The sequence below is a fragment of the Olivibacter sp. SA151 genome, assembly GCF_054130995.1.
The window spans coordinates 4528848-4552868 of the sequence record NZ_CP096391.1 but is presented as its reverse complement, the minus strand read 5'-3'; the positions used below and the strand labels follow the sequence as shown (position 1 = coordinate 4552868).

The 24021-nt window shown below is 40.5% G+C and carries 21 protein-coding genes and 2 tRNA genes; 12 read left to right on the top strand and 11 right to left on the bottom strand.

Going from position 1 to position 24021, the window contains the following annotated elements; translation table 11 throughout:
* Positions 1 to 56 precede the first annotated feature (56 nt).
* Genes M1D52_RS18710 through M1D52_RS18700 form a run of 3 tightly spaced genes read right to left on the bottom strand, consistent with a single transcriptional unit; the run spans position 57 to position 2360 of the window.
* Positions 57 to 1238, bottom strand: a complete 1182-nt coding sequence (locus M1D52_RS18710) for an acetyl-CoA C-acyltransferase (RefSeq protein WP_437393302.1) — start codon at positions 1236 to 1238, stop codon at positions 57 to 59.
* A 50-nt stretch (positions 1239 to 1288) separates the two neighbouring features.
* Positions 1289 to 1474, bottom strand: a complete 186-nt coding sequence (locus tag M1D52_RS18705; protein WP_013665751.1) for a type II toxin-antitoxin system antitoxin — start codon at positions 1472 to 1474, stop codon at positions 1289 to 1291.
* A 31-nt stretch (positions 1475 to 1505) separates the two neighbouring features.
* On the bottom strand, positions 1506 to 2360 hold the full coding sequence (locus M1D52_RS18700) for an SPFH domain-containing protein (RefSeq protein WP_437393303.1): 855 nt from the start codon (positions 2358 to 2360) through the stop codon (positions 1506 to 1508).
* A gap of 236 nt (positions 2361 to 2596) precedes the next feature.
* On the opposite strand from M1D52_RS18700, the gene M1D52_RS18695 reads away from it, so the two are divergent.
* The 9 genes from M1D52_RS18695 to creD all read left to right on the top strand — a co-directional run bounded on the left by M1D52_RS18695 (position 2597) and on the right by creD (position 10804).
* Entirely contained in the window at positions 2597 to 4687 is a 2091-nt protein-coding gene (locus tag M1D52_RS18695) for an HD family phosphohydrolase (RefSeq protein ID WP_013665753.1), read from the top strand.
* Positions 4688 to 4807: 120 nt separating this feature from the next.
* Positions 4808 to 4897, top strand: a tRNA-Ser gene (locus M1D52_RS18690).
* Positions 4898 to 5032: 135 nt separating this feature from the next.
* Positions 5033 to 5905 (top strand): helix-turn-helix transcriptional regulator, encoded by an 873-nt coding sequence (locus tag M1D52_RS18685; protein ID WP_437393304.1) that lies wholly within the window; start codon positions 5033 to 5035, stop codon positions 5903 to 5905.
* Between the two features lie 79 nt (positions 5906 to 5984).
* Positions 5985 to 6395, top strand: a complete 411-nt coding sequence (locus M1D52_RS18680) for an ester cyclase (RefSeq protein ID WP_437393305.1) — start codon at positions 5985 to 5987, stop codon at positions 6393 to 6395.
* 294 nt (positions 6396 to 6689) lie between these two features.
* A tRNA-Val gene (locus M1D52_RS18675) sits at positions 6690 to 6764 on the top strand.
* Positions 6765 to 6965: 201 nt separating this feature from the next.
* A complete protein-coding gene (locus M1D52_RS18670) occupies positions 6966 to 8312 on the top strand; it encodes a rhamnogalacturonidase (RefSeq protein WP_437393306.1) in 1347 nt (448 codons plus the stop codon).
* Between the two features lie 175 nt (positions 8313 to 8487).
* Positions 8488 to 9114, top strand: coding sequence for a hypothetical protein (locus tag M1D52_RS18665; RefSeq protein WP_377612271.1), 627 nt, complete (start codon positions 8488 to 8490; stop codon positions 9112 to 9114).
* Positions 9114 to 9404: a winged helix-turn-helix domain-containing protein gene (locus M1D52_RS18660; protein WP_013665757.1), complete on the top strand. Its 291-nt coding sequence runs from the start codon at positions 9114 to 9116 to the stop codon at positions 9402 to 9404. The genes M1D52_RS18665 and M1D52_RS18660 overlap by 1 nt, the downstream gene beginning before the upstream one ends.
* Before the next feature lie 50 nt (positions 9405 to 9454).
* The gene (gene creD, locus M1D52_RS18655; RefSeq protein WP_013665758.1) at positions 9455 to 10804 is read left to right on the top strand and encodes a cell envelope integrity protein CreD; all 1350 of its coding nucleotides are present in this window, start codon (positions 9455 to 9457) and stop codon (positions 10802 to 10804) included.
* Positions 10805 to 10957: 153 nt separating this feature from the next.
* Here the strand turns inward: creD and M1D52_RS18650 are convergent, their stop codons facing one another.
* The 3 genes from M1D52_RS18650 to M1D52_RS18640 all read right to left on the bottom strand — a co-directional run bounded on the left by M1D52_RS18650 (position 10958) and on the right by M1D52_RS18640 (position 15090).
* Complete coding sequence (locus M1D52_RS18650; RefSeq protein WP_130856984.1) at positions 10958 to 12196, bottom strand: DUF4374 domain-containing protein; 1239 nt, start codon at positions 12194 to 12196, stop codon at positions 10958 to 10960.
* Positions 12197 to 12209: 13 nt separating this feature from the next.
* Positions 12210 to 14591, bottom strand: a complete 2382-nt coding sequence (locus M1D52_RS18645; protein WP_437393307.1) for a TonB-dependent receptor — start codon at positions 14589 to 14591, stop codon at positions 12210 to 12212.
* A gap of 133 nt (positions 14592 to 14724) precedes the next feature.
* The gene (locus M1D52_RS18640) at positions 14725 to 15090 is read right to left on the bottom strand and encodes a winged helix-turn-helix transcriptional regulator (protein ID WP_013665761.1); all 366 of its coding nucleotides are present in this window, start codon (positions 15088 to 15090) and stop codon (positions 14725 to 14727) included.
* 92 nt (positions 15091 to 15182) lie between these two features.
* On the opposite strand from M1D52_RS18640, the gene M1D52_RS18635 reads away from it, so the two are divergent.
* The gene (locus M1D52_RS18635; RefSeq protein ID WP_437393308.1) at positions 15183 to 15713 is read left to right on the top strand and encodes an NAD(P)H-dependent oxidoreductase; all 531 of its coding nucleotides are present in this window, start codon (positions 15183 to 15185) and stop codon (positions 15711 to 15713) included.
* A 130-nt stretch (positions 15714 to 15843) separates the two neighbouring features.
* On the opposite strand, the gene M1D52_RS18630 is transcribed toward M1D52_RS18635, so the two are convergent.
* The 5 genes from M1D52_RS18630 to M1D52_RS18610 form a co-directional block, all read right to left on the bottom strand.
* Positions 15844 to 19008 carry a TonB-dependent receptor gene (locus M1D52_RS18630; protein ID WP_437393309.1) on the bottom strand — a complete coding sequence of 1055 codons (3165 nt, stop codon included), beginning with the start codon at positions 19006 to 19008 and terminating at the stop codon, positions 15844 to 15846.
* Between the two features lie 279 nt (positions 19009 to 19287).
* Positions 19288 to 19686 carry a hypothetical protein gene (locus tag M1D52_RS18625; protein WP_437393310.1) on the bottom strand — a complete coding sequence of 133 codons (399 nt, stop codon included), beginning with the start codon at positions 19684 to 19686 and terminating at the stop codon, positions 19288 to 19290.
* An 18-nt stretch (positions 19687 to 19704) separates the two neighbouring features.
* Entirely contained in the window at positions 19705 to 20124 is a 420-nt protein-coding gene (locus M1D52_RS18620) for a GNAT family N-acetyltransferase (RefSeq protein WP_013665764.1), read from the bottom strand.
* Positions 20125 to 20269: 145 nt separating this feature from the next.
* A complete protein-coding gene (locus M1D52_RS18615; RefSeq protein WP_013665765.1) occupies positions 20270 to 21034 on the bottom strand; it encodes an SDR family NAD(P)-dependent oxidoreductase in 765 nt (254 codons plus the stop codon).
* A gap of 98 nt (positions 21035 to 21132) precedes the next feature.
* On the bottom strand, positions 21133 to 22074 hold the full coding sequence (locus M1D52_RS18610; RefSeq protein ID WP_013665766.1) for a helix-turn-helix domain-containing protein: 942 nt from the start codon (positions 22072 to 22074) through the stop codon (positions 21133 to 21135).
* 268 nt (positions 22075 to 22342) lie between these two features.
* On the opposite strand from M1D52_RS18610, the gene M1D52_RS18605 reads away from it, so the two are divergent.
* Positions 22343 to 22927, top strand: coding sequence for an RNA polymerase sigma factor (locus M1D52_RS18605; protein ID WP_013665767.1), 585 nt, complete (start codon positions 22343 to 22345; stop codon positions 22925 to 22927).
* Between the two features lie 94 nt (positions 22928 to 23021).
* Positions 23022 to 24005: a FecR family protein gene (locus M1D52_RS18600; RefSeq protein ID WP_437393311.1), complete on the top strand. Its 984-nt coding sequence runs from the start codon at positions 23022 to 23024 to the stop codon at positions 24003 to 24005.
* Positions 24006 to 24021: the final 16 nt, after the last annotated feature.

Below are 24021 nucleotides of genomic sequence, written 5' to 3'. Positions count from 1 at the left end.
AAGTAGCGGTGCCCGTTTAGCATTTAGTCGCATATTTTCAATTTCAAGCTTTACTATTATGACAATCGTTCAATTACGAGTGCACTCGCACCGCCTCCGCCATTACAAATTCCTACAACGCCGAGGTCTCCGTCTTCCTGTCGCAGAACTGATAGCAGTGTTACCAAAATACGGGCACCGGAGGCACCCAGTGGGTGCCCGAGCGACACAGCACCTCCATAAATATTAACCTTTTCGGGATCAAGTTGAAGAAGCTGATTGTTTGCGATCGATACCACAGAAAAGGCTTCATTAATCTCATAATAATCAACTTCCTTTGCCGATACCCCGGCTCGTTCTAAAGCTAGTGGAATTGCCTGTGCCGGGGCGGTAGTAAACCATTCCGGATCTTGCTGTGCGTCCGCATAGCCTAAAATACGGGCCAGCGGTTTAACACCAAGCTGTTCGGCCTTTGCTTTGCTCATGAGCACCAGTGCCGCAGCGCCATCGTTTAGTGTAGAGGCATTGGCTGCCGTAACGGTGCCTTCCTTCTGAAAAACGGGTTTTAATGAAGGAATCTTGTCAAAAAAAACATTGTTTATTTCTTCATCGGTGTCAATAGTTGTTGAATTTCCTTTTTTATCGGTTACCTCAAGAGGTATGATCTCCTGTTTGAACTTGCCATTCCGTTCAGCTTTTTGAGCTCGTTTATAAGAAGTAATAGCATATTGATCCTGTTCTTCTCGGGAAATTTTACAAGAAGAAGCACATAATTCGGCCGCTGACCCCATATGGTAATCATTATACACATCCCACAGACCATCTCTGATCAAGCCATCAATTGCCTGTTGATGGCCTAATCGATACCCTGTTCGAGCTTTATCTAGATAATAGGGTACATTGCTCATGCTCTCTGTACCGCCGGCAATGATGATATCTTGATGACCTAAAGCTATGTTCTGAGCAGCGAGCATTACTGCTTTTGTTCCGGATGCACAGACTTTGTTGACCGTTGTTGCAGGAATATTTCCCAGTCCAGCCAATTTAATGACCTGGGTAGCCGGAGCCTGCCCTAGATTGGCTGATAATACATTACCGATATAAGCTTCCTGTATGTCGTCGGCTAATAGGGAGGCTCTTTTTACCGCTTCTTTTACGGCAAGCCCCCCCAATTGTGTAGCTGTAAAGCCGGCAAGACTGCCTCCGAAACTACCAATAGGCGTTCGAGCAGCAGAAACAATGTATACTTCGTTTGTCATGTGGAATGTATTGGTTATGAAGACAAGATAGTCAAAATCTAAATTTTTTGCTAGTCATCCGAACTTTTATTGGTATCATTGGTTTTTCGCCGCATTTTTTTCCGCGTGCGGAGTGCTTCGTGTAATATATACTCGATTTGACCATTGGTGCTTCGAAATTCGTCGGCGGCCCAAGCTTCTAATTCTTTCAGCATATCCGAATTGATTCGTAAAGCAAATGCCTTTTTATCTCCCATAATACATCAGCTGGCGAATGTCTCGCTACTTTTAATTATAAAGTGTTCCGGTATTGACTACCGGAGAAACGCTCTTCTCTCCACATAATACAACCAGTAGATTGCTCACCATGGCTGCTTTACGTTCCTCATCAAGTTGCACGATATCTTTAGCAGATAATCTTTCCAATGCCATTTCAATCATTCCTACAGCGCCCTCTACGATTTGCTTTCGAGCAGCTACCACTGCGGTAGCCTGTTGTCTTTGTAGCATGGCACTGGCTATTTCGGGCGCATAAGCCAAGTGTGTTATCCTTGCTTCGATAACGTCTATACCGGCCCTTTCCAGTCGTTCGTTAAGTTCTCTTTCGAGCATTTGGCTAACCTGTTGTGCGCCATCTTTTAGCGTGATAGTTGCTTCTTCGTCTTCAAAGTTATCATATGCAAATAAATTGGCCAAATGTCGTACTGCAGCTTCGCTTTGCACTTGAACGTACTGAATGTAATCGTCAACTGCAAATAACGCTTTTGCGGTATCTTTTACCATCCATACTGTAACGGCTGCTATTTCTATCGGATTTCCCAATTTATCATTTACTTTCATTTTATGCCCGTTTAGGTTGCGCGCTTTTAGTGATACTCTCTTCCTGACCGCAAACGGATTGATCCAAAAGAAGCCTTCCTTTTTCACTGTTCCGATATAATCTCCGAAGAGAATCAGCACGTTTGAGTCGTTCGGATTAATAACCGTAAGACCTTTAAGGATCGCCAACGAAATCGGAATGCCAAGAGCAACCATCCAAGTGTTATTGTACACGACGCCGGCAAAGATCGCAATTGCAACTATCAAAAGCACAACAATAGCTATATAGCCTGATACCGCAGTAGTAGATTTTTCTTCTTTCATGATTTTCATATTTTATAATGATATCACAATGATATCAAAATAAAATGATAAAATCAAAAAAGAGCTCGCGTTAACAGGATAAAATATTCATAAGAATAGACCAAAAAAAACCTTCGTTAATATAAGTCTCTTGTTAAATGTCTTGTGTTTGGCGCGCAAAATTTTATGGGCATCGCCCTATATAAAACAATTTTCTATAAGTTTGTATTAGGTTTTAAAGAAATCAAATCAAAAAAGTGTCAAAAAATAGAAGGACTCCATCTGTATATTCAAATAACCCGGCCGTTTTTAAATATGGGATGATGGTGCTCAGCGTCATCGTTATCTGCATATTTTTACCAAAACAACCGCGGTTTAGGTTTGAGTACGAAAAGGGTAAAATATGGATGCACGAAGATTTAATCGCACCCTATAATTTTGCCATCCTTAAAACGCCGAACGAGATAAGGGCAGATCGGGAACAAGTGCTTGAATCTGTATATCCAGTTTACGATAACCATACAGAAACCAAGGGGGAGGAGACTGAACGCTTTTTAGCTGAATTTGAAGGAAAGTGGAAGGGAAGTGGGCAGGAAGATCGGGAGATGGGGCTCTATAGTCAAACAGTCACGCAAATTTTAGCACATATTTATGATCGTGGAGTTATTGGACTGACTAAAAAGTTCCAAACAAAAGGAGAGCATTATAATTTTAATCTGGTAACGAATAATATAACGGAAAAAAAGAACACAGCGGAAGTATATACGAGAGAAACTGCCTTAGCCTATGCCAACAGTATCATCGATTCTAAAAGCAGTATAACTGAAAAAGATTGGTTAAAAAGCTTAGTAGGCGATTATATACAGCCCAATTACGTTTACAACGAGCGTCTTACGGATAAACTGATTGCCGAGGCTATTAATAATATATCTACTACTCGGGGGATGGTTCAACGCGGAGAGTTGATAGTAGCAAACGGCAGTATGGTGAATAACGAAGTTTTTCAGAAGGTCGAATCGTTGCGAATGGCTTATGAAGAAGAAGCAAAGATAGGTGGGGATAGAAATGTGGTGGTGATCGGGCAATTTCTAGTAGTAGGATTGGTTGTCACCTTGCTAATGGTTTTTCTTTATCTCTTTAGGATTGACGTATTTTCCAATAATCGTCTATTGTCCTTAATTTTATTGGTGGTTACCGGAATGTTGATCGTTTTATCATGGTCCCTTAAATTAAAGCTGTCAAGTTTATACTACATTCCGTTCTGCATCGTGCCGATCATCGTTCGCATTTTATTTGACACGCGTTTGGCGCTCAATATTCATCTTCTCATGGTGTTGGTATCGGGTTTCTTTGTGCCTAACAGTTTTGAATTTGCCTTTTTACAAGTAACTGCCGGGATGGTAAGTATATATAGCATTAAGACATTGATTAAAAGAGAGCAATTTCTGATTTCATCGGTGATTATTTTGCTTACCTATTTTGTAGCGTATCTTGGTATAATCTTAATCCGGGATGGTTCGATCGAAGATGTAGGTTATGCTTCGTTTGTTCCATTTATTGTCAGCGTTGGCTTGACCTTGTTAGCGTATCCGCTTATTTATGCATTTGAGCGACTATTTGGTATCACATCGGACGTAACCCTTATGGAGCTCACCAATACCAATTCTTCCCTATTGCGTGAATTATCCTATAAGGCACCGGGTACTTTTCAACATTCATTACAAGTTGCCAATTTAGCCGAAGCGGCCATTTATAAAATTGGCGGAAACGCCTTGTTGGTAAGAGCAGGTGCCCTCTATCACGACATAGGTAAAATGCAAAATCCGCAATATTTCATTGAAAATCAGACAAAGGGATATAATCCCCACGATGGGCTAACCTTTGAGCAAAGTGCTCAGATCATTATTTCACACGTAAGTAAGGGCATCGATATGGCGCATAAACACCAACTGCCGGAGTCGATCATTAGCTTCATTCGGACACATCATGGAACTACCCGTACCGATTATTTCTATAATGCTTTTATTAAAGCGCATCCTGATAAAATTGTTGACGAGCAAGTTTTCCGTTATCCCGGGCCCATTCCTTTTTCAAAAGAAACGGCGGTTTTGATGATGGCTGATTCGGTAGAGGCGGCTTCCCGGAGTATTAAGGAGCCTGATGCAGAAAATATAAGTAACTTGGTCGATAAAATTATTGATGGTAAATTAGCGCAAGGACAGTTGCGAAACAGTAATATAACGCTACAGGAGGTAGAGGCTATTCGAGCCATATTTAAGCGAATGCTGATGAGTATTTACCATGTGCGGGTAGATTACGATGTGAAAAAGACACGGGAAGTGGAATAAAGAAGATTATCACCTTGAGCTCCAAAATGATAGCGATTTAATTATAAAAATCTGTGGTTTTGCCATGGAGAAAATTTGAAATAATAATTTTTTGTATTAGGTTTGCAGTCCCAAAAGGGAGGTGAGGTGCCTGAGAGGCCGAAAGGAACAGTTTGCTAAACTGTCGTACTGGAAACGGTACCGCGGGTTCGAATCCCGCCCTCACCGCCAATCTTGTTAACCAACAACATAAAGGCCTGTAAATCCTATTTACAGGCCTTTATGTTATTGGCATTACGATTAGGCTAATACCGATATGCTCAAGATGAAAGCTTCACGTGAACGTTATGACAAGCCAGTAGCTGTATGAATACCTATTATTTACCTGATGATATTTTAGATGACTCTGCTACCAGTGCAGATGAGGTAATCATCCGTTCCTATACCTCGATGCATGATTCTGTTAAGAACAGGATCGTTTTAAATCAAAATATGATCAACCTGTTGGTTAGCGGTACAAAAACCGTAGTTTACCCGGATGCTACGGCCGTAGTGAACGCTGGTGAACTGGTGGTATTATCAACCGGAAACGTGCTCACTTCAGAACTTTTAATAGGGGGCCGGCAGTTTAGCAGCATCCTGTTTTACTTCAGTAACGAGTTGTTTAATAGGTTTCTAATCAAGTATGACCATTTGCTGCAAAGTGTCACTCCGCTAAGCGGTAAACAACCTTTCCTCATTTTTAAGCAGGATAATTTTGTGAAACAATTTATTTCTTCGATACAGGCATTAATAAATGCGGAAAATCAGTTACCAGCTGCGATAAGACAGATCAAACTCGAAGAACTGCTTTTGTATCTTTTACATTCCGATCCTGTACGCTTTCGGGCTATTCAGATCATTACGAAAGATAAGGAGCAATTGCAGGTAAAGAAAGTGGTAGAAAGCCACATCGGCCAACGGATAACGGTCGATGAACTGGCGTTCCTTTGCCATATGAGCACCTCCACTTTTAAAAGACGGTTTAGCGAAATCTATCATACGACTCCTCAAAAATGGTTGCTCAGCAGAAAAATGGAACTGGCTGCCGAACTGCTTAGATCGGCAGATGAGAGCCCCTCGGACGTTTATCTGAAGGTTGGTTACCAAAACCATTCCAGCTTTTCGGAGGCTTTTCGTAACCACTTCGGTAATACACCAAGCGATTATCATTTACAACATTTGAACGTTGCACCGTAATATCTGAACGTTTGGCCCTAACTTGCATCCGCCGCATGCCGGTACATTTGTTTCATCAAAACAATAAAAATTGAAAACGATGATAGTAAACAATAAAACTGTGGTGCGTCGCTTTAACAAAGAAGTAATTGAGCAGGGAAATGTCAACAGTTTCAAGGCACTAATAGACGATAAGTTTGTAAACCGGTCGGCCCCTGCTGGTATGGACAACGGGCCGCAAGGCATGATCTACTTCTTTAATGAGGTCTTACGTCCGGCCATACCGGATGTAAGCGTGACCATACATGACCAGGTAGCGGAAGGCGAAATGGTCGCCACCCGTAAAACCATCAGTGGTACGCAAACGGGTCCGTTGTTAGGTGTTCCCGCGACTGGAAAGAAAGTGAGTATTGAGGTGATCGACATAGTAAGGGTAAAAGACGGCAAATACGTTGAGCACTGGGGCATTACTACATTACCTGAACTTCTTGCTGCTTTATCAAAAATCTAAGCAAAAGCCATGCTTGCAGGAAACTTGAACAGAGAAGTCTATTTTCCGTTGCAACGTGAAAGATCATAACGGAAAGAACTGTTGGACGAAAAGCCAGGATATCCTAGAAAGTTTCCCAATTGCCAAAAATAATTAAGAGTAAGCAAGCGAGGTTTAAGTTTTTGGATCAATATTGAACATTGACGACGATGTGGCAGGAGTTGATCCCTCTTACTGAACGGTAACTTAATCACTAAATATTTTTTAAAATGATTTGGTGTCATTACTAAAAAAACTATTTTTGTGGCACATTCAGGGAAATTAGCTCAGTTGGTTCAGAGCACTGCCTCGACAAGGCAGGGGTCACAGGTTCGAGCCCTGTATTTCCCACTTATTATTATTTATCGTTCTCTTCTTTGTATCCTCCTTTCACTGAAAGTTATTGAACACATTTTTTGACTGTCGCTATGCATGAATATGTTTTTTGCGATAGACTAGAAAAAGTGCTTTAATAAATGTTAAATAGACATCAAAAATAGTCGTTTCTATAAATTTAGCCTACCTTTGTGGCAACTAATCAAGAGAATGCATATGGATATAAGCCTTTCCCCAATTTATAAAAGCCTTTCGTTCGTTTTATTTTTATTAGCTCCCTTTATCGCTTTGGCCCAAGATACAGAAGGGAATCTCTTTCCTGATGGAACAAAAATTCCTAAATGGTTTTCTGATACTTCCAAGGTTCCGTTAGAAAAGTTGGGAAAGCCCTATGTGATCACAGATTTTGGTGTTTCTGCGGATAGCACGATTGTACAAACGAAAGCTATTCAGCAGGTGATAGATCGAGCAGCAGAAAACGGTGGCGGTGTTATTATAGTCCCTAAAGGAACGTTCATGAGTGGTGCGTTGTTCTTTAAGCCTAAGACCCATCTGTATGTTGCTGATCGTGCTGTTTTAAAAGGCTCTGATAATATTGCCGATTACCCTAAGATTCCCTCAAGAATGGAAGGACAAAACCTCGATTATTTCGCAGCGTTGATCAACGCTTATGGAGTAAACGGCTTTACTATATCCGGAAATGGGGTGATTGATGGGAATGGACTTAGGTATTGGGAAGCATTTTGGAAAAGAAGGGAAGAAAATCCAAAATGTACTAATTTAGAAGTTTCACGGCCTAGATTGGTGTTTATTTGGAAGTGCAATGATGTGCAGGTACAAGATGTCAAACTGAGAAACGCCGGTTTTTGGAGCAGCCATTATTATCAATGCCATAATGTTAAAATTTTAAATGTACGTATTACTTCTCCGCATGCGCCGGTCAAAGCACCAAGTACGGATGCCATTGATTTAGATGTTTGCACCAATGTGCTAGTCAAAGGGTGTTATTTGTCGGTTAACGATGATGCCATTGCGCTGAAAGGAGGGAAGGGGCCTTGGGCTGATCGCGATCCCGGTAATGGCGGAAACTACAATATCCTTATTGAAGATTGTGAATTCGGTTTTTGCCACGCTGCTTTAACTTGTGGAAGTGAAGCTATTCACAATAAAAATATCCTGATGCGGAATTGCAGCGTGAACGATGCCAAAAGACTGTTATGGTTGAAAATGCGACCGGATACGCCGCAAAAATACGAATTTGTGACAGTGGAGAATATAAAGGGAAACGCTTATAGTCTGATTTATGTAAAGCCTTGGACGCAGTTCTTCGATCTGCAAGATAGAAAGGATGTACCGCTGTCATATTCGGAAAATATTACCTTACGGAATATAAATTTGACTTGTGAGGTCTTTTTTGATATAGACGTAAATGAATACGATAAATTATCAAAATTTACCTTTGAACATCTCAATATCACAGCGAAGGATGCGAGCTATAACAAGGGCTTGGTTCAAGATCTTTCCTTAGTCGATGTGAAAGTAAACGAGCAGACGATACGTTAATAGATAGTAGAGAAATTTAACCTTGCTAATAATGCCGCGGACTTAGGTGCGTCCAAGTGGAATGTATTTTAATACAACACCATAACGTGTAGTAAAGCAAAATCCCTGCTAATTAATGCTTATTTATATTGGATATTTCAAAGACTTTTGTAACTTTGTAATTCAAAGTACTTTTATGAAGGAAAAAGACCTGATGGCGGAATTAAGCTCCATCCGCAGCTTAATGGAACGTTCTGCCAAATTTATATCGCTCCATGGTTTATCCGGTGTGCTAGCGGGCATTTACGCGCTTATCGGTGCATATATCGGATACCGATTAGTTTATCGGACCGATAACGGCATGACTTATGACAATTATTCCCTACACGATCAGGAAACTATTAGCAAGCTTGTGGTAGTCGCCGTCTTGGTACTCATACTGTCAATTACCACCGCGGTCGTATTGAGCGCACGAAAAGCGCAACAACGTCATCAGAAGATCTGGAATACGGCAAGTAAGGCCTTATTGCTCAACGCAGGTATACCTTTATTAACGGGGGGGCTATTAATTCTGATTTTATTATATCGAGGCTATTTCGGAGTGATCGCGCCAGCTTGTCTTATTTTCTACGGCTTGGCATTGATTTCCGGTAGCCATTATACATTTAACGATGTGAAATGGTTGGGTATACTGCAAGTGATTTTAGGTCTTTTTGCAGCAATGATGCCTGGATATGGGTTATTATTTTGGGCAGGTGGCTTTGGGGTCCTTCATATAATTTATGGTTCGGTAATGTATGCTAAATACGATAGGGCAAAATAGTGTTAGAACAATTTAATAAAGCATTTGAAAGTCGTATACGCTTGCAGATCATGAGCGTATTAGCAGCAAATGAAAGTTACGACTTTAGTTCGCTCAAAGACTTATTAGAAGTAACAGATGGTAATCTTGCTTCGCATTTAAAGGCGTTGGAAAAGGAAGAATACATATCCGTTAATAAAAGCTTTATTGGGCGCAAACCCAATACTCGTTATGAGGCAACGCAAAGAGGGATAGAAGCCTTTAAAAAGCATTTGGAATCACTGGAAAAGCTTATTAAACAACAAAAATAATTTTTTTTATCTATTCACTTTGAAATACAAAGTACTTTTAATCTAAAAAAATGGAAAATCAAAAAGAAAAAAATGGCTTACTAACTTGGTTAAGGAGGTCTGCAACAGCAAAATTAGCAATGGTTGGTTTCCTCAGTTTGCTATTACTTATCCCTTCTTCATGGGTAACTGATCTTATCCGTGAACGGCAAGGGAGGCAGAAGGAAGTCATGGACGAAATAGCAAAAAGCTGGTCAGGTAACCAAAATGTAATCGGTCCTATTTTGGTTATACCATATACGGCATTTCAACGGATCAAAGATGATAAAGGCAATATTACTATTGAAGAAGTTAAACAACATGTATTTCTAATGCCTAATAATCTCCACGTCCACGCAGACGCTCTACCGCAGCTTCTACATCGCGGAATATTTGATGCGGTCGTTTATAATGCGAAAGTATCGATTAAAGGCGACTTTGAAGAATTGGACTTAAAAAAATTAGGTATTGATCCGCAACATTTATTATGGGATAAAGCCCAGCTTTTGGTAAATGTACGAGATGTTAAAGGGCTTAAAGAGATTCCAAAGATTAATTTGGGCGATACAACGGTTGCAATGGAACCCAGCTTTTCTGATGTACGTGTCTTCAAAAATAGTCTCGCCAGCGCTATCGATTTAAGTAAAAAGAGAAGTACCCAACGTTCTTTTAGCTTTGAACTCCAGCTTAGAGGAAGTGAAGGGTTTTCTTTAACACCTATTGGAAAGAATACCCATTTTGAATTAACCGGGAAATGGAAAGACCCTAGCTTTATCGGTAGCTATTTGCCCGAAACACGGAATATTTCTGACTCTTCTTTTGCTTCCCAATGGAACATTCCTCATTTTAATCGTCCTTTCCCTCAGCAATGGGTGGATAATGATGGCGCTCGCTTAAGCGACGCTGAATCCGGAAATAGCTGCGGGGTAAATTTCCTGTTACCGGTAGACCAGTATCAGAAAAACATGCGTTCTGCAAAATATGCCATGTTAATTATTCTGCTTACGTTTGTATCACTGCTATTTACCGAGTTTATAACAAAAAGCTTTGTGAATATTGTGCAATATGTGTTGATTGGCTTGGCGATGGTGGTTTATTATACATTGCTTTTATCTTTTAGCGAGCAGCTTGGTTTTACATGGGCCTATATCATTGCCTCTTTGGCTACTATTATATTAATTGGTTCTTTTATTTCCACTATTCTTAAAAAGGGGAAATCTGCTATGCTGTTAACCGGTATTCTTGCAGTTTTTTATATTTTCATATATGTTATAATTCAATTGCAGGAAATGGCTTTGTTAGTAGGAAGCATTGGCTTATTTATTGTAATAGCCATGCTCATGTATGCTTCCTCCAAGATTTCTTGGGAAAATAATGATTAGCGGTGTCTAAAGGTACCATCGAACCGTTCATTTCGATCATAGTGCCTGTCTGCTAAGGCAGGCAGGCACTATGTTTTTCAACCCCATTCCGTAGGCTAGTATCCGCGGGATGATATTCGGAATGATATGAAAGAAGATGACGTTTTAGCCCTTTTAATAGTTAAGCTTATGAATTGCCGTAATGGTCCCGCCCTCTACTTTTAAACCTTTTTTAGCCGTTGCCAAATTTGCGTCAAACACATATACGAAGCTGCCTTCACTCGCTGTAGTAATGCCAATATAACCCCGTATACCGTCTAAAGGGACAAAATTGTTAATGGTAGTTACACTGGTAATGTCCTCCGGTGTCCCTGTAACCCATTTAAAGGATTTATTGCTGACATCTGCAATGGCAAATTTTCTGGCTTGTCCGTCTGTGCTATTGGGTTCGGCATATAGGGTAAGTATGAATTTATTTTCGCCTAAATAGGTCCAAGCGGCAATGTGGTAGCCACCTGAAACTTCCTCCACATTGAAAAAGTAATTTTGGTCGAACTCTTCCGTGGTACGGTTAATTCGTACAATCGCGGAAGGATTCGTTGTTGTAAGCTGCGAATTGTTTGTAGCAGCGGCAGGGGAAAACGCATACACTTCACCTAACTCGGTTTCAACCAAACCATTTAGAAAGTAATCGCCAATGTAGCTGGTGCGATTATCTCGGATAACTTTTTCCACCTTTAACTCCGGGTAAGACAATACGGCTACCCAACTACTGTCGGGAAAAGCTGTTCCGAAAGCATCACCGCAACAACCCTTGATACTCATATACGGCGCGTATATTTTATTACCAACTTGGGTTGCCCAGGTAAAATGTGCCCGTTCGCCATTTCCAGCCAGTTGAACAATGTTTACCTGCTCTTCACCAACTACACGATATTGTCTGGCATCTACGCGATACATTTGCGAAAATTCATTACCGGATCGAGGCACTTTCATGAGGAGAATGTCGTTTTGTGCCGGTGCAAAAACCTGTACGGTTTCCGATTTAAAGTCGGAGACCTTAACTAATTTGCCCAATGAGTCGAGGCGGTACGTTGTTACGGCACCTGGATTCCCTTGTCCGTATAACAAGCTAAAAAATCGGTTTCGATGAGTTACATAATAACGATACGACCCATCCTGCTCTATACCATTTCCCTGCGTGGTTATCATGCCGTTCTCTAAGTCATCTGCCAGCAATAGGTAATCAGCGACGCCTTGCGTGCCTACCGGGGTAGCAGTCACGACATATTTAGACTTGCCTGTCAGCACATCGTCCCCGTCATTTACATTAAAATATTCGAGCGGTTCATCACATGCCGCCAATTGCAAGGCAGCAAAAAAGAAAAGTAAAGATTTATAGCGTGTTTTCATCGTTTGATCAGTTTTAATATTTATTAATAAAATAACGCAGTTTAACATAGAAGGCCCGGCCTGGTTTCTGTAGCGAGAAATTGTCGTATAGTCGGTTGTTAACGATGTTTTTGCATTCTAAACCGATATTATATTTTCCATTCGCTAAGGTGTAGGTTACATTTACATCCTGATTCCATTGCCGCGGAATATCACGTTTTGTCTGGGTATCCCCCTGGCTTGGCCAGGATAAATAATAAGCGTGTACATAAAGGATATTATACCCTAAACTAAGCGTATTGCCTTGTTTTCCCACATTATTAAAGAATAAGGAGGCGTCGCCATTGCCAAAAAGATAAGGCATATTGGGAATTCTATCACGGTATAGCGGACTTTCCATGGTGTATCCGTCTTCATATTTTGTATTATTGCGTAAATTCTGATAAGTCATATTTACGCCCGCCGTAAAAATATTCTTAAATGAATAACGTACTTCACCATCAACGCCCAAATTGGTGACATCTGCCAGGTTTCCTAAGAGTTGCTTCGTTTCGTTCGGATTTAAACGTGGTCTGATAAAATCTTTCGCATTGCGATAAAGTAGATTTCCGTCGAAACTAAAACGATGAACTTGGTTGATATGCGTTTGGTAGCTGAAACCAACGTTGAAATTATCACTTTTCTCGGGTTTCAAGTCAATATTACCCTCTAAATTCAGTAAATCACCGAATAACTCTTCTGCTTCAGGTAGTCGATAACTGCGTTCGTAAGACGCCTTCAATTGTAGATTTGGAAGAATAAAATAGGTGCTGGCAATGCCATATCCTATTTTATTGATACTGTTGCTCAATTGATTATAGGCCACATCTCCCCAACCACCACTTGGATTATAACTCTGAGAATAATCAGTACGTTGGTAAAAGTGCTTAGCAAATACAGAAGTATTCCATTTTTCGTTAGCAGCAAACCGATACCCAAAGCCAAGTACATTCTTTCGTGTCTTCCGTGGTTGATCATAATTCTCATCTTCCGGAAATAATTCATCCGAGCCTTTGCGATTAAAGGTGGTTACTACATTGTTTAGGTTGAAAGAATGTTGCTCGTTCAATCTGTAGGCTAGATTCGCCGTTACGATCCCATTGTTGTTTTTATATTTATACATGGACCGTTGCCTTTCGCTGCCCTCCCCAGGGTATTCTTTAAACTGCCCAAACCAGTTATAACGACGATATGCCGTATCAATGTTCTGTTCTTCTCCGAGATTAATATTTCCGGTAATTCGTAAATCCAAACCTTTAAGAAACAGATCCTTTTTTATGTATTTAACGCTTGGCATTACAATGTTTCCTCGCCGATGCCAAGCACCGAAAACACTTTCCATGCGGGCTCCCGTCTGCACTTCGGAGAAGTTTTTACCTAGCGTCACGCCTAATAATAATTGATCAGCGAATGACTTGTTTACCACACCTGCATTGGCAATGACTGTCTCATTGTGATAATTATCATGAAAACGTCTTACTTTAATGTTTTGGTAAATTTGTTGGGTATACAAATCCGTTTCGGTCACGGTTACTTTGTAGTCGTTATCTGAATAGTTCTGAAATGCATTTAAGCGAAAAGTAAAACCTTTAGGTGACGTATATGCCAAATTAACGGCAGATCGATGCGTATTGAAAGAGCCATACGAATAGGAGGCGTCTAGGTAGTTCTGCTTACTGTTGTCGGTCACGATGTTTGCGGCTCCTCCTAAAGCATCAGATCCCAACCAAACAGGCACGACCCCTTTATAAACTTCCACGCGTTCAGCAAGGTTGATCGGGATATTGTTTATCTGAAAGGACGACCCGAAATTATCCATCGGTATGCCATCAATAAAAAACTTTACTTGTCTTCCGGTGAAGCCGTTAAGTGAAAAATTAAAGGTCGATCCTACGCCGCCGTTTTCCCGTACACGCACACCGGATACCCGATCCAATGCATGAGATAAATCTAACGTAGTATTGTGTAATTTGCTAGCATCCAAAGATGTCACATTGTAAGCCTGTCGATTGATCTCTTGATTGGAGGTGCGACCGATTACCGTAACTTCTTCCATTTGATTAATGTCTGGAGTTAAGCTAAAATCGACAACTAGATCGCTATTATTAAGTTGTATTGTTTTTTCTGCCTTTTTGAAACCAACTACCGATACAATTAAACGATGTTTTCCATTTGCTACTCGTTGAAGCAGGTAAATACCCTGTCCGTCGGTATGTGCAGCTGGACCATTAGTGATTTGAATGGAGGCGCCTACAACAGGAGCCCCGTGTTCATCCATGATTTTTCCCGAAATGGAAGGTGCCTTTTTTTGTTGGGAATAGGTTGAGAAAAACAGGAGGCATAAGCTTCCCATTAGCAAAATTTTCTTAATTTGCATTGCTTTTAATATTGACTAAGTGTTAAAAGTTACCTGACAAAATGTTAGGAGGCTATACAGGTGCGAACTGTATGGCCTTTATTTTTGCCAAAGATAGCATCTTATTTAGAATAATTAAAAATAAATAAAATCTTTAATCAGTCGCCATCAACAGCTGGTGTTCTTTTCCCCATTTTTCTAACATTCCAAGTATTGGCTTCAACCGCTGTCCGCTTTCGGTTAATTCATATTCAACACGAGGCGGGACCTCCGCGTAGACGGTACGTTTCACCAACTTATTTTCTTCCAGCTTTCGTAGTTGTAAAGTCAACATACGCTCGGTAATGTTCGGAAGTTTCTTTTTTAGCTCACCGAAGCGTAGTTTTCCATTAATTAGATAGCAGCATATCGCTAATGTCCATTGTCCACCAATAAGGTTTGCTGCATATACTTCCATGCATTCGGAGCTTAGTGCTTGTTTATTTTCGAAATTAGTTGAGCTTTCCTTTATTTTCGTCATACTTACATTTTTGTTGGTACCAAACAATGGGATGCTAATATACCAAATCGATAGTTACCACGCTATTTTTGTGTGAAAGATATACAAGCGATATGAAAACATTAATAATCGTAATTCATTCTGATCTTAAAAATTCGGTTATCAACAAACGCTGGTTGGAAGAATTAGCAAAGTATCCCGATCGGTATGTTGTGCATGACTTACACCAGGTCTATCCGGATGAAAAACTGGATATTATAAATGAGCAGCAGTTAATGGAGGCTTATGATAAAATCGTATTCCAATTTCCGTTTTATTGGTTCAACTGTCCACCCCTTTTTAAGAAATGGTTAGACGAAGTGTTAACTCATGGATGGGCATATGGCAAAGGTAGTAGTTATAAATTACAAGGGAAGAAGCTGGCCATGGGCATTACGGCAGGTATTGAGGCGGAAGACTATCATCCTGCCGGAAGGTATAAATATACACTGGAACAGTTAGTCGCCCCGTTTGAGATAACGTTTGAATATGTACGGGCCGATTACCGATCTTTCTTTGCCTTTTATGGAGCAGAACATCGAGCCATCCCTCAACGAGTGGAACAAAGTGCCCTCGACTATCTTGCTTTTATTGATGCTTTGTAAAGAGAATGCGTTGCTAATTAATAAAGTTTAACCAAGACAGGTTTGTGCGACCTGTCTTGGTTAAGTGAATAAAAAGCAGAACCCTCTTTATTTCCAAGTAAGTCTGGATGTGATATGCCTCTTAATACTGCTAGAAGGCATAACGTAGTCCTAATTGCACTTGAAAAGGATTGCCATTTAAATTAGACACACCGGTCGTGCCATTCATGTTATAGACATACTGTAATGCATCCGGGTCGAAACTCTTAATGCTGTAAATGTTCTGTTTACCTAAGTTATGTCCTACGCCCCAGTTTTTATTGAACATATTGGCAATGTTGAAAATATCCACAGACACTTCCAGCCCATGTGTTTTATAGAAACGAAACATTTTGGCGAGGCGTAAATCGAAAACCCCATAAAAGTTATTGATACCACCATTACGTTCTGCAACTTTGCCTAGGTTTTTATTAATATAATCTTTTACGCTTTGTTCAGCTTCCGGATTATTTAAGATGGCATTGATACCGTCACGAATATATTCCGGTGTATTTGGGCTATTGGGATTATAAATAAAGGCAAGATCGTTCGATGAAACGAAATCGCCGTTCATGTTGCCGGCTACAGCAAGTGAATAACGTGTACCGCCAATGCCACTAAAACGTAGACCAATCGTGATGCCATGGATACTCGGCGCCGTACCGTAGAAGACGACCTTATGGCGGAATTGGTTGTCAGAATAGGCCATGCCACTTAGGTTTCGAGGATCGTCGCGCACCATCAGCGATAGCGTGGCGGTATTAGCAACATTACCATTATATGAAGTATTGTCTTTTGTATCGTTCCAAGTGTAGGAAACATTGATTTGCCCATCCTTATAGTAGCGATAGGTTCCGTCTACAACAAAGGTATAAGAGTTTACTTTGCCATCGCTATTCATTTCCAAAACACGCCCTAATTTAGATGTTTTTCGGCTATTTACCCAGTTGGCAGCACCGTTGTCTTCCCGGATACTTTCTGCAGGTACGTAAACCCCTCTATTATCCTCCGCAGCAATCCTAAAATAAGGTTGATCAACCATATTACGATCAACGTACATATAATTGTTCCGTGCCCATGTTCCATAGGCACTGATGCCTATCCGCAGTGTCGGTGTGAAAAAATGGTTGATGGAGAGGTTTGCTTTATAAACTGTTGGTACTTTAACGTCTGCGCTGTTTGTGTTAATAGTGACAAGCTTTTCTATGCTAGAGTTGTTGATTAAATCACGTCCAGGGGCAGTGTTTGGATCATTACGGTAATTGGGGAAGTTTACCGTAGGCATCAAGCTTGGATCGGTAATGTCTACACCCGCTATACGAGTACCATCAAATAACATATTGTTCAACATGGAGTAAGGATTCAGGTTGGAACCGAAAATACCCGCCCCGAAACGAATAATGTCTTTTCCTTCATCGTTTATATTCCAATTGAATTGGATACGTGGTTGAATTTGAAACGTATTGATACCGTTGTCGGTAGCAATACTCAACTCATCGTAAACGAGCTGATTGAAATTGGCTTTTCGTAAGTAGCGGGTATTATCAAATCGGATACCTGCCACCAGATCCAAGCCCATTGCTAGTCGGGTTTCCATCTGCCCGTATATCCCCGCGGCCAAATTGTTCACTTTTGTATTTTCATGATCGGTCATATACACATCGCGTGCATAACGATAAGGCGCTAGGTCGTTGAAATTGTCAAGTCCGGTAAAATAGAAACGACCGTTCATTTCACTCCCGTACCTGAAATTCATGTCTGTGTACATAATGTCAGCACCGAATGTATATTTTATCTTCTCTGTGTTATAATATAGATTGTTCACTAATTGGAATACATTGCCTTTAAACCATTCGGGAGCAAAACGTTGTCCACCCATTTGAATGGAGTTATAATATTTCTTATCACCGTCGATGGATTCTACATTCTCAACAATAACTCGTGGGATACTTTGGTTTTTTCCTATACCATCCACATTATGCATAACCTCCGTACTCTCATAGAAGTGTTGTACTTTCAAATCATTTGTAAGCTTCGAGTTGACGGAGCTACGTAGCGAGGCCATCAAACTATTGTTGATGTTTTTACGATTTACGTAAGATTCGAAAGCGTTGATGCCCGAATTATCACCCTCTTGCTGATTATCCATATCATAGATAAAATTGTTTCGGATGGTCAGCAAGTTTTTTTCATTTAACTGCCAATCCACCCGCGCAAATGCCGCATCGGTTGTTTTACTCTTATCAAAGGCACCAAAAAGAGCATTGGAATTAAACCCATATTTTTCTCGGGCTATACGGGTAAATTCATCCAGCGTTGGCTGTGTCACTTTGTATCGACCGATATCCGCAGGATTTTGGATGTCCGCTATATAAAGTGGACGCGAATCCGCCTGATGATCCCAAGCAACAAAGAAGTGCGCTTTATCCTTAACGATCGGTCCTCCTAAAGAGAAACCATATTGATAAGTCGAAAATTTTTGGGAACGAGGGGTCCCATTTAAGTTGTACTTACTCGATAACCAGTCGGTACGTACAAAAGTAAACGCACTTCCCGAAAGCGTGTTAGTGCCTGATTTTGTAACGGTTGTAATACTTCCACCACCACTTCTTCCATTCGTTACGTCATATTCATTCGTAACCACTTTGAACTCCCTGATCGCTTCCATAGAAATAGAATAGGCTCCACCACTATTGCCGCCCGCAATGGTACTTCGGGATGTCATACCATCTACTGTATAGTTGGTTGAAGACGCAATCTGACCAGCCAATGTATTTCCGTTGCTTACAGGAGAAAGATCGATCAAGGACGAGAAATTACGTCCGTTTACCGGTAGTTTAGTCAGTTCGGTGGCGGTTACTGCCGTGGAAGCTCCTAAAGTTTTAATCGCATTTCTCATATCGTTACCTTGTACAACCACTTCGTCTAATTGGTTGGAGCTAGCGGCTAATTTGAAATCGACTACTAGCTCATCGCCATAATTGAGTGTATAACCCGTTTTTTTCTGCTCTGTATAACCAATGTAGGTTGCTGTAACTGTATAAGGAGACCCCAAGGGTAATTGTTGAAAGGTATAATTGCCTTTTTCATTCGTCATTGTCGTTACTTTAAAACCGGTCGATTCATTTTTTACCGTAATGGATACACCGGAGACGGGACCTTCGGTTTCTGATACGGTACCTAAAATAGTAGCTTCGGTTCCTTGCGACCAAGCGTGCATCATGGGTAATAAAAATAATGCTAACCATGTAAAAAATGGGATAGATTTTGCGTTCATTTGTCTGTCTTCGAGTTTACTTGCTAATAGTGGATAATTGAAAAATTGAGATGCGGATCATCGTTATGCATTTTTACCGATTGTGTTGCCGGCAAAACTAGTATGCAAATGTTTGGACTTCGTTAAGAAATGATTAACCTTTGTTGATCTTAAAGGTAATTGAAGACAGGGACTAATAGGTGAGGGGATTGAAAAGCTATTCGAAGAGAGCGGGTCGGACACCCGATTGAAGTGGGTGGATTAATTGGGTTTGGATCGACAAGCTTATCGCCTATTCTATCACTGTTCGGGAACCAATAGGTTTTTAAGTAAAGATAGAAAATGTTCATTGGCAGTATAAAAATACCGATAATTAATAATGAGATAAAGAATGCCGGCATAACCATATCTGATCCGAATAGGCTTCCAAAAAGCGCCAAAATTCTTTACTGATGCAGGTGTATAATGCTCATCAAAACCGTAATACAGTTCTTCAATATTGCTTAATGGAATGCGCTTGTATTCACTCCCATCTAAAATTATATCTGCGTCAGTTAGGACGATATGTCCTTCATGTTTGGCAAGCGGAGGAGTAAATGAAAAATGTCGTATGGTAAATCGTTCGTTGTAGCCCATTTGTTGGATCTCAAAATCATGTATCCATAATGCACGCCCTTCGAAAAGTAGTCGTTGGTTCATTGTCGATAAAATTACAAATTAATATACACGCCGTTCCATCATGTTTTCAGGATGGGCTAGTGGTTTAAAACCGTACTTTTTATATAACCCGTGAGCATCCTTGGTTCCCAAAGCCCATCGTTTTATTTGCTGAAGATCCGGATGTTCCATAATCGTAGTAATCAGTTTTTTACCTAAACCGAGGCCTCGATAATTGTCGAGAATGAAAACATCCAATAGCCAGGCGAAGACGGCATAATCTGTTATGACACGTGCAAAGCCAACTTGCTTATCTGTCGAGTCCAAAAGCGTGAAGCAGAGCGAGTTTGTCACGGATCGTTCGACAGTCTCCCGAGACCGGCCCTGTGCCCAATATGAATCGTTATGTAAAAAGTTAAAAACGATCTCCATATTTATGAGTGATTTATCCGTTGATATATAATAAAGCTCGTTTTTCATCAGAATATCTTCTTTAACTTCTTAAATATAATAAATTTACGCTTTTATCATTCGGGAAAAATCAAAAAAAGGGTGGCAGGAATAAACGTAGTTTAATCCTGTCACCCTGAACTTAAAAATTGGAGCAATTTATTCTTTGGGTATCTTACAACATCATTCCTCCTGAAACCTCAATGCGTTGACCATTGATCCATTTAGCATCTTCAGTACATAAAAAGGCCACTACACCGCCGATATCGTCAGGTAAACCGACTCGTCCTAAGGCAGTAACACTAGCGACATGGTCATTGATTTCTTTATTATCCCGTACACGACCGCCACCGAAATCCGTTTCGATGGCGCCTGGTGCCACAATATTGGCGGCAATACGGCGAGGACCCAGCTCTTTCGCCAAGTACCTCGTAAGCACTTCAATTGCTCCTTTCATAGAGCCGTAAGCAGAAGAACCGGGAAAAGAAACCCGGGCCAAACCGGATGAAATATTAATAATACGGCCGCCATCGTTAATAAATGGTAAAGCCTTTTGTGTTAAGAAAAAGACCCCTTTATAGTGGATATTCAACACCTCATCAAATTGCTCTTCTGTTGTTTCTGCAAAGGGAGCATAAAGTGCGGTTCCGGCATTATTAATAAGAAAATCGAAATGCTTGTTCCCATTCTGTTCTGTCAAATAATTGCTTACACGCAGCAAAAAATCGTCAAAGGATTTGATGTTACTGGTGTCCAATTGAAAAGCGATTGCCTTTTGGCCAAGCGATTGAATTTCTGCTACCACATTGTTTGCCTCGCTTTGATTGCTGTTATAAGTAAGAATCACATCAATTCCTTTTTTAGCAAGATTAATGGCCATATTTTTGCCTAGTCCGCGACTGCCGCCGGTTACCAAGGCAATTTTACTTTTTGTTGTCATTGTTTATCTCTTTTTATTTGATAACACAAAGATCTAGCAAAACGTGAGGAGATGTTTGCAAACATCAATCGGCTCTTTGCAAAAATCAAATAAGATAATTACGATCGGAACGTCAATGGCGCTAAGGAAGTTTGCTTCTTAAAAAAGTTGGAAAAATGCGCCACCTCTTCAAAACCTAAGCTGTACGCAATTTCTGAAATGTTCCAGTCTGTTTGTTTGAGTAGTATTTTTGCCTCTTGTGCTATACGACTGCTTATAATGTCGGTTGTTGTTCTACCTGTATGTTCTTTCAGCACCTTATTTAAGTGATTTACATGAATGGCCAGCCTCTCTGCATATTCTTTCGCAGTGCGCAACATCAAACGCTGATGGGTCGAATCAATAGGAAATTGGCGTTCCAATAATTCAATAAACAAAGAAATAATACGCGTGGCAGCGTTTTGATGAGCGTGGAGGATAGTAGCAGGTTGTAATTTCTGTCCGTAATGAATCAATTCCAATACATAATTGCGGATTAAGTCATACTTATATGCGTAATCAGACGCAATTTCTTTTTGTATTTTTTTGAATATATAAGCTATCTCTTCAGCCTCTTCGTCCGTTATTTCAAAAACGGGATAACCTCCCACTTGAAAAATGGGCAATTCGTCTAGCACAACACCCGATTTGTTTTTTATAAGGAACTCGTCTGTAAATACGCAAAAAGATCCTCCCTGCTTTTCATCCAATGGAATCCAGTGATAAGGTACTTTGGGCGTCGCGAACAGTAAAGCATTTTTCTCGACGTTAATTACTTTATCTGCATATTCGGCCCGATTCTTACCTTTAATAAAGCTGATTTTATAATAAGCCCGACGATTATAGGGCATAACTTGTTTTTGTTTTACCTGTTGAATTGTTTCGGCGATATCAAACACATTAAAATGGCCTATTTCTTTATTAATGCCTCGAGGTAAAAGCGTTTGTATTTCCCTGCCGGTAAACTTGGCAGCCTCCCGATAAAATTCATCGAGCGATGTGCTTTTAATGTTCTTTGCCATAAGAAGGTATTTGCAAAATTCAAAGATAGCAAAGAAGAAGTTGGATTGCAATTTATTCCTTTATAAAGACACCTGCCTGCCGGCAGGCAGGTAGGTGTCAAGACATAAGTATCAAGACAAGTAGTGCAGCCTTTGCTTGGAACGTATAACTAGAGCCTATAACTGAAGGAATAGTAAATAAATTAATGTAAACTTAATACGCTTTGCGTCAGCCAAAGCCTAGTTATTTTTTAGTTTTGTTGCCCGAGTGCAATATGGCATTAATACCATGGTCAACCCACCGTTTCAGGAGGACAAAAAGCTTCAAATCTCAGAGGAAAATTATACCTCTATTTTCAATGCACATTGGAAAAAGCTCTATATTATTGCTTACAGAAGATTACAAGATGTAGCGCTGGCTAAGGATATGGTGCAGGAAGTATTTGTTTATTGCTGGCAACAACGTGCAACTATCCAAATAAATACCAGTATTGATACCTATTTGCGAACGGCATTGCAATATCAACTGATTGCTCATTTCAGGAAAATGGATATTCAGGATCGTGCATTCAGCTATCTTTATCAAAGGATGGTAGAAGTACATGGTCAAATGCCAGACCTTTTAACGCAACACGATCTACAAGCAGCCTTGAATCGTGAATTGCATCAAATGCCGGATACCATGCGCGAAATTTTTAAGCTTCGTATTCAGGATTATAGTGTTGACGAGATTGCAAACTCACTCAACCTCGCCGAAAAAACAGTCAGAAACAATATCAGCAAAGGCCTCCATCAATTACGAAAAGCACTTGCCAAGGACTTTCCGGAAGACTTATCCGCTATTTGTTTGGTTCTTTACATTTTATTAACCTAAAGTTAATTATTTATTAATCGATTTTATCGGGACGGATGAGCCCTAAGTGCTACTTACTGGTAGAACACGGGATTTACCCTGCTCTTATTTTCGCATGGATAAAAATGAATTCAAACGGTTAATGGATGGTTATCTTCAGGGTAAGCTGTCTACCGAGAAGCGTGAACTCCTGCAACGCTGGTATGACTCTTTTGGAGAGTCGGAAGTGGGGGTGCCCGGTATGGAAGATCAGGAGGGCATGACTGCGTTAAAAGAGGAACTCTACGGACGTATTCATGGAGCTATTCAACCGAAAAAGATGCCCCTCCGGAAAATAGCTGTTTTTCGCTGGGCGGCCATCGCAGCGCTGTTCGTACTGGCATTGGGAACTATGGTTTGGCTTTATAGCCACCAAAACGATAAATTCGGCGAAACTTCCACTCATGTTGTAAGTGCATACCATCAAATCAGAACAGGAATCAAGCAAATAAAGAAAGTCGATTTACCGGATGGTAGCATGCTCTATGTCAACGCGAATTCTACAATTCGGATTCGTGAACCTTTGTTGGCGAATAAACGAGAAATATTTCTTGACGAAGGTGAAGCTTATTTTGAAGTTGCACGAGACAGTCTCAGGCCTTTTATTGTTCACACACCAAGTTTAAAGATGGAGGTTCTTGGTACAGCCTTTAATGTGAAATCATATAAGACCTTGGACGATGTGACGATAGAAGTGCAGCATGGAAAAGTACGTGTAAGTGATTCGCAGCGAGTTCTTGATGAACTTACTGCTTTTAAGGGACTTAATTACCGAAAGGCGAATGGACAGACAGAACGTATCGGCTTAAATAACGATGAGGTTAATGCATGGGCAAGAGGAATTGTTGTCTTACAAAAAGCGGACTTTAATGAACTTGCACAGACCTTATACAATCTTTACGGTGTGCATTTGGAACACGGGGAGGGAAGAACCGCGAATCATCATTACAATTTAACCATACATGCAGACCGATCTTTAGAGGAAACCATGGCCATCATCTGTGGTATCCATAACACCAAATATAGGAGGAAAGATAATGTAGTAACGATATATCCTTGAAGAAAACAGGCGTCAA